8 protein-coding genes are annotated in these 8,309 nt (G+C 70.1%); 4 read left to right on the forward strand and 4 right to left on the reverse strand.

What is annotated here, in order from left to right; genetic code table 11:
- Positions 1 to 137 precede the first annotated feature (137 nt).
- Positions 138 to 1,199 carry a nitronate monooxygenase gene (locus tag VF697_RS39885; RefSeq protein WP_331103490.1) on the reverse strand — a complete coding sequence of 354 codons (1,062 nt, stop codon included), beginning with the start codon at positions 1,197 to 1,199 and terminating at the stop codon, positions 138 to 140.
- A 119-nt stretch (positions 1,200 to 1,318) separates the two neighbouring features.
- On the opposite strand from VF697_RS39885, the gene VF697_RS39890 reads away from it, so the two are divergent.
- Both VF697_RS39890 and VF697_RS39895 read left to right on the forward strand, forming a co-directional pair.
- Positions 1,319 to 2,560 carry an AAA family ATPase gene (locus VF697_RS39890; protein ID WP_331103492.1) on the forward strand — a complete coding sequence of 414 codons (1,242 nt, stop codon included), beginning with the start codon at positions 1,319 to 1,321 and terminating at the stop codon, positions 2,558 to 2,560.
- Positions 2,557 to 3,288, forward strand: a complete 732-nt coding sequence (locus VF697_RS39895) for a hypothetical protein (protein WP_331103494.1) — start codon at positions 2,557 to 2,559, stop codon at positions 3,286 to 3,288. The genes VF697_RS39890 and VF697_RS39895 overlap by 4 nt, the downstream gene beginning before the upstream one ends.
- A 10-nt stretch (positions 3,289 to 3,298) precedes the next feature.
- On the opposite strand, the gene VF697_RS39900 is transcribed toward VF697_RS39895, so the two are convergent.
- Both VF697_RS39900 and VF697_RS39905 read right to left on the reverse strand, forming a co-directional pair.
- Positions 3,299 to 4,504, reverse strand: coding sequence for a cytochrome P450 (locus tag VF697_RS39900; RefSeq protein ID WP_331103495.1), 1,206 nt, complete (start codon positions 4,502 to 4,504; stop codon positions 3,299 to 3,301).
- A gap of 124 nt (positions 4,505 to 4,628) precedes the next feature.
- A complete protein-coding gene (locus tag VF697_RS39905; protein WP_331103497.1) occupies positions 4,629 to 5,651 on the reverse strand; it encodes a chemotaxis protein CheB in 1,023 nt (340 codons plus the stop codon).
- Positions 5,652 to 5,854: 203 nt separating this feature from the next.
- On the opposite strand from VF697_RS39905, the gene VF697_RS39910 reads away from it, so the two are divergent.
- Positions 5,855 to 6,769, forward strand: coding sequence for a flagellar motor protein MotB (locus tag VF697_RS39910; protein ID WP_331103499.1), 915 nt, complete (start codon positions 5,855 to 5,857; stop codon positions 6,767 to 6,769).
- 108 nt (positions 6,770 to 6,877) lie between these two features.
- Positions 6,878 to 8,038: a cytochrome-c peroxidase gene (locus VF697_RS39915; protein WP_331103501.1), complete on the forward strand. Its 1,161-nt coding sequence runs from the start codon at positions 6,878 to 6,880 to the stop codon at positions 8,036 to 8,038.
- Here the strand turns inward: VF697_RS39915 and VF697_RS39920 are convergent.
- Positions 8,007 to 8,309 (reverse strand): biotin transporter BioY (locus VF697_RS39920; protein ID WP_331103503.1); only part of this gene is annotated, 303 nt, incomplete at its 5' end. The two genes, VF697_RS39915 and VF697_RS39920, sit on opposite strands and share 32 nt — an antisense overlap.

Raw genomic sequence — 8,309 nt, forward strand, 5'->3', positions numbered from 1 at the left:
GCTGCGCTGCGAGGCCTGCGCTCCCGCCGCGCAGCCAGCTCCCGCCGAGGAGGAGCAGCCCGTGGGCCGGGTCGCCGGGTGGCTGCGGAGCTGGTTCGGCGGCACCCGGTCGTAGGTGGCCCCCATCAGGAGCCACGTCACCCGAGCCGCTCGGACTCCGCGATCAGCTCCCGCATCAACTCCGCCGCCGGACGGCCCCGAGACAGCGCGGCGGCTTGACCCGACCAGAGCGCGATGAAGCGGGAGTCGCCCCGGGCCGCCGCGGCGCTTCGCAGCGCGGTCGTGGCCGCGTGCTGGAGGGGGAATGGGAGAAGGTCCTCCGAGCTTCCGAGTGCCTCGGTGAAGGCGTTGGCGAGGCCTCGGGCCGGACGGCCGGAGAAGGCTCGCGTCACCACCGTCATGTCGTCGCGCGCCTCCCGGAGCGCGGCCTTGTAGGCGGGCGCGATGCCTGACTCGGGGCAGGTGAGGAAGGCCGTCCCGAGCTGCGCCCCGCTCGCCCCGAGCACGCGCGCGGCGGCGATCCCTCGCCCGTCCATGATGCCCCCGCTCGCCACCACCGGGAGGCTCACGGCGTCCACCACCTGGGGGACCAAGGCCATCGTGCCCACCATCGCCGCCTCGAAGGGGCCCGCGAAGGTGCCTCGGTGTCCGCCGGCCTCGCTGCCCTGCGTGACGATGACGTCGACTCCCGCGGCCTCCAGCAGCTTCGCCTCGTGCACGGTCGTGGCCGTCCCCGCGAGCAACATCCCTCGTGCCTTCACCCGCGAGAGCACCGCGGGTGCCGGAATGCCGAAGGTGAAGCTGAAGACCCGGGCACCACTCTCCAGGACGGCGTCGACCTGCTCCTCGAAGGGAGGCATCGGGGAGACGGGGGGACGAGGCGGCGGAAGCCCGAGCTCCTGGTGGTAGCGGGCCAGCACCTCCAGCATGCGGCTCGGTTCAACCGCTCCCGGGGGTGGCAGGGGTGCGAAGAGGTTGATGGCGAAGGGTTTGTCGGTGAGCTGCCGCACCCGCCGCGAGTGCTCCACGATGGCCTCGGGCTTCAGGTAGGCGGCTCCGGTGGAGCCCAGCCCGCCCGCGTTCGAAGCGGCGGCGACCAGCTCCGGCGTCGTGGCGCCACCCGCCATCGGGGCCTGGATGATGGGGTGCTCGATTCCGAATAGGGCGGAGAGGCGACGCCAGGAACTGCTGGGGGTCATGGCTTCCTCCTTGGGGACTGCCGCAATCAACCACCCGAGGATAATGCTCCCGTTCGAGTGTCGCGATTGGCAAAGCCCAACGTTGACCGCTTCCGGTTCGCTGGGCATGTTCGATGGGAATGCTGGAACGAATCGAAATCGAGAATCTCGGCTCCATCCAGAAGGCCAGCGTATCGCTCAGCCCTCTGACGGTGCTCCTCGGGTCCAACGCTTCCGGCAAGACGACCGTCATGCGCGGCATCGAGCTCTTCGCGATGCTGCGGAACCTGACCTTGCAGGAAGTGACGTATGCGGGCTACCCCCTGACGGGCGCTCATTGGCCCCGAATCATTCACGAAGGTGATGTGGCCAAGCGCCTCATATTCCGGGGATTCGTCCAGCCCAATCCCACCGAACCCGATTTCGAGCTGGAACTCGGCATCAATTGGGAACAACTGCGCAGCAGCATCGTGGAGAAGGCTGACACGGAGCAGCAAGCCGAACCGGAGATCCTCCATGAAAAGCTGCGCGGAATGTTGATCATCGAGGACTCGCCACATTCGTTGGAGGTGCGCCCTCCTTCCAAATCCCCCCTTGGTGTTCTGTCGCAACTTGGTGTTCTGTCGCGACCCGCTCACTCCTCCATCGCGAGAGTGCTCTCCCGGCTCACCCAACTGCCTCCCATGCGCGAGGACCAAGCTGGCCTGCGAGAGTATCTGGAGTCCTTCGGGCACGCTCGCTACTTCCGGCCAGACAGCTCGGCGATGCTCACCCAAATATTCGAGGGCAAGGTGGGACCGGATGGCTCGGGGTTCGTCGGTGCACTGGCCACGCTCCAGAACCGAGAGAGCGAACGCTTCGAAGCCATCGAGCGGAATCTGAAAGAACTCTTCCCCCACATCCGGCGCATTCGCTTCGACATTGGCGCCGAAGGGAAGATCCAGCACCTGATTTTCGAGACCCAGCGCTCGACACGACCGGTCCCCGCGAAGTTGGAGGCGGATGGCGTGCTGACGACCCTGTTCCTCCTCTGGGCCGGAGCAACGACTCCTCCGCATGGCACGCTCCTCATCGATGATCCGGAAGCAGGCCTCCACCCCCACTTGATGGGGAAGCGCGTCGAATTCCTGCGCTCGCTCGCGACCGGTGAATTCACCGGCCATCCGTTGAGGGTCGTCGTCGCGACCCAATCCGTCGACTTCGTGCGCTGGGTGCAGCCCTCGGAAATCCGCGTCGTCGAGTACAGCGAAGAGACGGGCACGCTCGTCCATCCCATTCCAGAGACCGAGACGCTGCGCACCCTGGTCGACAAGTTCCAGGCGAACGCGGGTGACCTCTGGTACTCGGGAGCCCTCGGAGGCGTGCCGGGGTTGGGGGCATGAAGAAGGCCTTTCGCGTCGTCGTGCTCGGTGAGGGCAAGGATGAGCGCGGCAGCAACCGCACGTTGCCTCCCTTCGCCCCCGTCCCTCACGAGCAGCAGGGCGCGATGGAGATCCTCGTGCGGCGAGCCCTCTATCCCGTGCTGAACGACGGCCAGTCGTGGCATCGAGGGCTCATCAAGCAAGGGGACGGGATACTCCTCCTTCAACCCCCCACGCTCCGGCTCCCGAGGCAGCCCTCGATGGTCGAAATCCTCGCCGATCCCAACGCGCTCGCACCGCTCGTCGCGGCGGCCCTGAAGCCGGTGCGAGGCCCGGCACCTGTCGACCTGCTCGTGGCCACCCATGACGCGGATGCGGGCGCACCCGCTGTCATCAAGGCCGTGCTCGTGGTCAACACCAACCTCGGCACACGTGTACCGCTGCTGCAACCCGCGCCGGAGATCCAATCATGGCTGGCTCGCAAGCGGGCCATCGAGCTGGCTTACGAGCGTGAGCACTGCTCCGTGCCCGAGCCCGACGAACAGGCGCTGAGGAAAGATGCCAAGGCGGAGCTTCTGCGTCTGCTCGGCACCTTCGGTGGCAAGTTCAACGCCAGAATGCAGGCAAGCCTCGCCGAATGTGTCTCGGTCGAGGACCTTGGCCGCTACGACTGGACGGGGTGGAACGAGGCCTCCAACGAGCTGAAGGCGGCGCTGGCGACGCCCGCCCTCGATTCACTGGAGCCGTGACGAGGCCCGCTCAGTCAAAGCGGACCGGGAGCTGCTCCAGCCCCCGGATGAAGGCCGACCTGCGCCACTCCAGTCGCTCGGGCTCCACCGCCAGCCGCACCCGAGGCGCCCGCTCCAGCAACAGCTCGAAGGTCACCGCCGCCTCCAGCCGCGCCAACGGCGCTCCCAGGCAGTAGTGGATGCCAAAGCCGAGCCCCACGTGCTTGTTGGGCGTGCGCCCCACGTCGAACCGCTCCGGCTCGGCGAACACCTCCGGGTCATGGTTGGCCGACAGCAACCCGCCCACCACCATCTCCTCCGCCGGAATCACCTGGCCACACACCTCGGTGGGCTCCACCGTGAAGCGCGCCGTGCTCGTCTCCACCGGGCTGCAGTAGCGCAGCATCTCCTCCACCGCCGAGTCCATCAGCCCCCGGTCCGCCCGCAGGCGCTCGTGCTGCTCGGGGTGCTGAAGCAGCGCCAGCAACCCGCTGCCCAGCAGGTTCACCGTCGTCTCGTGGCCCGCCACCAGCAACAGGAAGAGCATGCCGATGAGCTCGTCGGGACGCAGTCGGTCCCCCTGCTCCTCGGCCGCCAGCATCGCGCTGACGAGGTCCTCTCCCGGCGCGGCCCGCCGCTGCTCGAGCAGCGTGGTGAAGTAGCGCAGGAAGCCCTGGCCCGCGGCCCGGGCGGGCGCGAGGTCTCCGTCGGCGGGCGTCACCAGCAGCGCGTGCGTCCAGGCGCGGAACTGCTCGCGATCCTCCTGGGACACCCCCAGCAGCTCGGCGATGACGATGACGGGCAGCGGGAAGGCGAACGCGTCGATGAAGTCCACGCGCCCCTGGGCGAGCGCCGCCTCCAGCAGCCCGGTGGCGACGGCGGTGACGCGCGAGCGCAGCGCCTCGACGCGGCGAGGGGTGAACGCCTGGGAGACGAGCGTGCGCAGCCGGGTGTGATCCGGCGGATCCGAAGACAGCATGTGCCGGGTGAGCGCATCGGCGGAGAGCCGGAAGAAGCGCGAGCGCGCCTGCTCGCTCAACGTGTGCCCGTCCTTGGCGAGGCGGTTGTCACGCAGCAGGGCCATCACATCCGCGTAGCGGCTCACCAACCAGAAAGGCATCTGGCGGGCGGGCTCCACCAGGCGGACGACACGGGCCTCCTGACGCCAGCGCGCGTAGAGGGGCCGCGGGTCGGCGCGGTGGGCAGGCATCCACAGGACATGGGCATCGCCGGTCATGGTGTTCCTCCAGCAGTCGAGACATGAGGGGACGGCGAGATGGAGTCCGCCGCGCCAGCTGTGAGCACCTCCCTCCCCGGGGGGCAGCCGAGATGTCGGGGGCTCTCCCTCCCAGCCGGGGCCCTCACCGGAGGGAGGACAGCAGCGTGCCCATCTCTCCCGGGGTGAGCACCTGGCTGGCGGCCCCCAGGGCCCTCGCCGTGCCCGGCATCCCGTCCACCACACAGCTCGCGCCGTCCTGCGCCACCGTGAGCGCCCCCGCCTGGCGCATCGCCAGCAGGCCCCTCGCCCCGTCCTCCCCCATCCCCGTGAGCAGCAGCCCCACCGCCCGCGAGCCGTAGAAGCCCGCCACGCTCTCGAAGAGCGCGTCCACCGAGGGCACCGCCACCCCCCTCGACGGCTGCGTGCGCAGCTTGCCCCCGCTCACCACCAGGTCCCGGTCCGCCGGTGACACGTACACCACGCCCGGCGTCAGCCACTCCCCTCCCCCCGCCACCTCCGTGCGCTGCCCCGTCCCCGCCAGCCAGCGCGCGAAGCCCTGCTCGAAGCCCCGGACGATGTGCTGCGCCACCACCACCGGAAAGGGCGCCGGCGAGGGCAGGGCTCGCAGCAGGTCATAGACGAGCGGCGGCGCCCCCGTGGAGCCACCGATGGCCACCAGCGAGCACTGCCTCGCCTCGGGCACCGACACCGCCGGGGGCACCGGCTGCACCGCCCCCTTCCTCGGGGCGTGCCGCTTGCGGCCCACCACCCGCGCGTGCGCCATCACCCGCACCGTGCGCAGCAGCCGCTCCCGGAACTCCTTCACCCCCTCCACGCTCCCGCCCGTCGGCTTGGCCAGCACGTCCACCGCCCCCGCCCTCAGCGACTCGAAGGTCCTGTCCCTCCCCGGCGTGTCGAGCTGCGCGCTGAGCACCACGATGGGACAGGGCGCCGTCGCCATGATCTCCGCGATGGCGTCCACCCCGTCCAGCCCCGGCAGCACCAGGTCCATCAGCACCAGGTTCGGGTTCCACCGCTGCACCGCCGCCACCGCGTCGCGGCCGTTGGACACCGCCGGCAACAGCTCGATGTCCGGCTCCCGGCGCAGAATCTGCTCGAGGAAGGCGACGACGGAACGCGAGTCCTCCACCAGCAGCAGCTTCAACAGATCGGCCTCCGCTCCCTGGCAGCGCGCCCACCCGGCCGAGGACGGCGGCCCGCGCGCGCCTCCTCTTTTATCACGGCGCGAGAATCCACCCGAGGCTCCCGGAGATACCCCTTGCGGGCGTGGAGGGGTTTGCCGATATGTCTCCCTCCGACCGACGTTCTCGCGACCGGGCGGCGTCTGCCCTCCACACCGGAGCCCGCTTGCTTTCCCGACTCCCCTTCCTGCTCTGCCTGCTCCTGGCGCCCGGCCTGTCCGCGGCCCAGGTCACCCGAAGCCTGCCCGGCTTCGACCTCCAACGCCTGCAGCTCGAGTCCTCCGGCCTGGGCTCGCTCGTGGTGGGCACCGGCCGGACGCTGGCGCCCGGAGACTTCCGGGTCTCGGTCGAGGCGCACTACGAGCACATGCCGCTCAACTTCAGGCGCGCCTGGGATCCCATCATCACCAACGACCTGAGTGTGGTGGAGAACAAGTTCACCACCCACGTCACCGCGGCCGTCGGCGTGCTGTCCTGGCTGCAGGTGGGCGCGCAGGTGCCCTTCATCGTCGGCCAGCGGGGCAACCCCACCCGGGGCGTCCGCCCTCCCGACGGCCAGGGGCTGGGCACCCCGTGGGTCTCCGTGCGCGCGGCCCCCTGGCAGATGAAGAATGGGGCGCCGCTCAACCTCGGCGTGGAGCTCGCCGCCGGGCTGCCCGTGGGCCGGGAGGACCTCCTCGGCCGGGACACCTACGCGGTGCACCCGAGCCTCCAGCTCGGCCTCCAGGGGGACAACTTCCAGGTGGGGGGCGAGCTGGGCGCCCTGCTGCGTCCCCGGCACGACCTGTCCCCCCTGTCGGGGCGCGAGCAGGACGTCCTCGGCAACGAGCTGCGCCTGGGCCTCACCGTCACCGCGCGCGGGAAGAACAAGACGTCCACCCGGCCCGAGCTGAGCCTGCTGATGGGCGTGCCCCTGCAGGGGGGCCGCCTCGGCTACGAGGTCCTGGTGGGCGTGCGCAAGCACCTGGTGAGCGGGCTGGACCTGTACTTCCTGGGCGGCCCCGGCCTGGGCACCTCCATCGACATGCCCGCCGTCCGGCTGCTGGCGGGCGCCTCCTTCACCACCGGTGGGGACGACTAGACGCCCAGGCGTCCGAGGTTCACTCGGGGTATTCGGGGCTTACAATGCTCACTGGAGTATAGTCCCCGTGGGTCCTGCACGCCCCCCTCCGAGAAGGAAGACATGTCGATGAGTCGTCACCCCCTGCGCACCTGGATGCTGGCGGGAGCCCTCGCGGGCTCCATGGCGTGTACCGCCGAGGAGCCCTTCCCCAACGCCGCCGAGCTGGAGCAGCTCGAGAGCCTGCACTCCCCCACGCGCAGGCCCCCGCTGGACCCCACGAACAAGTACGGGGACAACGCCCAGGCGGCGGCGCTCGGCGACCGGCTCTTCGACGACGTGAAGCTGTCGAGCTGCGGCACCATCGCGTGCAGGAGCTGCCATGACACGGTGAGCGGCACGGTGGACACGCCGACGGCGCTGGGCTGCAACGCCAACCGCACCGGGCGCAACCCGCCCACGATCCTCAACTCGGGCTACAGCACCTGGTTCATGTGGGACGGGCGGGCGGATCGGCTGTGGAACCAGGCGCTGCTGCCGCTGCTCAGCCCCATCGAGATGGCCTCCTCCCCCGCCATCCTGCGCGACCGCCTCACCGAGGCCTACGCCGAGGACTACCGCGCCCTCTTCGGCAAGCTGCCCGCGGAGGAGAACGACGAGCAGCTCCTGGCCAACTTCGGCAAGGCCATCGCCGCGTACGAGCGCACGCTCAACCGCAACGACGCGCCCTTCGACCAGGACGTCCTGCGCTTCATCCAGGCGGCCGAGGCGGGCAAGGCGGAGGAGGATCCCGCCTACCTGGGCCTCAAGACGTTCCTGCGCAAGGGCCAGTGCATCGCGTGTCACAAGGGCCCGATGCTCAGCGACGACCAGTTCCACAACATCGGCGTGAGGGACGCGAGCGCCAGCAAGGCCGGCGTGGCGCTGGCGGCCGGCCCGATGCTGGACTGGGTCTTCAACTCGTCGGGGCCGTACAGCGACGCGCGCACGGGCATCGAGTCGAGCCGGCTGCAGCGGCTGGGCAGCGACCTGGTGCGGAAGGGCCCCGAGCTGGAGGGGGCCTACAAGACGCCCACGCTGCGCAACGTGGAGCTGACGGGGCCCTACATGCACACGGGCGAGGCCCAGACGCTCGAGGACGTCATCGAACTCTACGACAAGGGCGGCGAGCCCCTGGGCAGCTTCGCGGGCAAGGTGGCGGAGACCATCAAACCGCTGGAGCTCACGGACGAGGAGAAGAAGGCGCTGGTGAAGCTCCTCAAGTCGATGACGGGGGCGAGGGCGGAGTAGGCGCGGCGGGCCTGGGCGGCTGGAGGAGCGGCCAGGCGCGCTTGAGGGTGACGGCGACGGAGGCGGCCACGGCCGCCTTCACGCAGTCGCCGGGGACGAAGGCGAGCGAGCCGAGCGCCGCCTTCGCCAGGGGCAGCTTCGCGGACACGGCGAGCCACGGAATGCCCACGGCGTAGAGGACGCCGAGGCCGCCGAGCACGTTGAGGGCGAAGGCCAGGGGCACCGAGAGCCGGTGCCAGGCGCGCTCGGTGAGCCAGCCGATGACGAAGGC

Source organism: Archangium sp. (genome assembly GCF_036388035.1).
In the GTDB taxonomy this organism is placed as follows: domain Bacteria; phylum Myxococcota; class Myxococcia; order Myxococcales; family Myxococcaceae; genus Archangium.

Coding starts and splice junctions, on each gene's coding strand:
- VF697_RS39915 (WP_331103501.1), top strand. CDS start 6,878: ATGAGTCGTCACCCCCTGCGCACCTGGATGCTGGCGGGAGCCCTCGCG.
- VF697_RS39900 (WP_331103495.1), bottom strand. CDS start 4,504: ATGACCGGCGATGCCCATGTCCTGTGGATGCCTGCCCACCGCGCCGAC.
- VF697_RS39885 (WP_331103490.1), bottom strand. CDS start 1,199: ATGACCCCCAGCAGTTCCTGGCGTCGCCTCTCCGCCCTATTCGGAATC.
- VF697_RS39890 (WP_331103492.1), top strand. CDS start 1,319: ATGCTGGAACGAATCGAAATCGAGAATCTCGGCTCCATCCAGAAGGCC.
- VF697_RS39895 (WP_331103494.1), top strand. CDS start 2,557: ATGAAGAAGGCCTTTCGCGTCGTCGTGCTCGGTGAGGGCAAGGATGAG.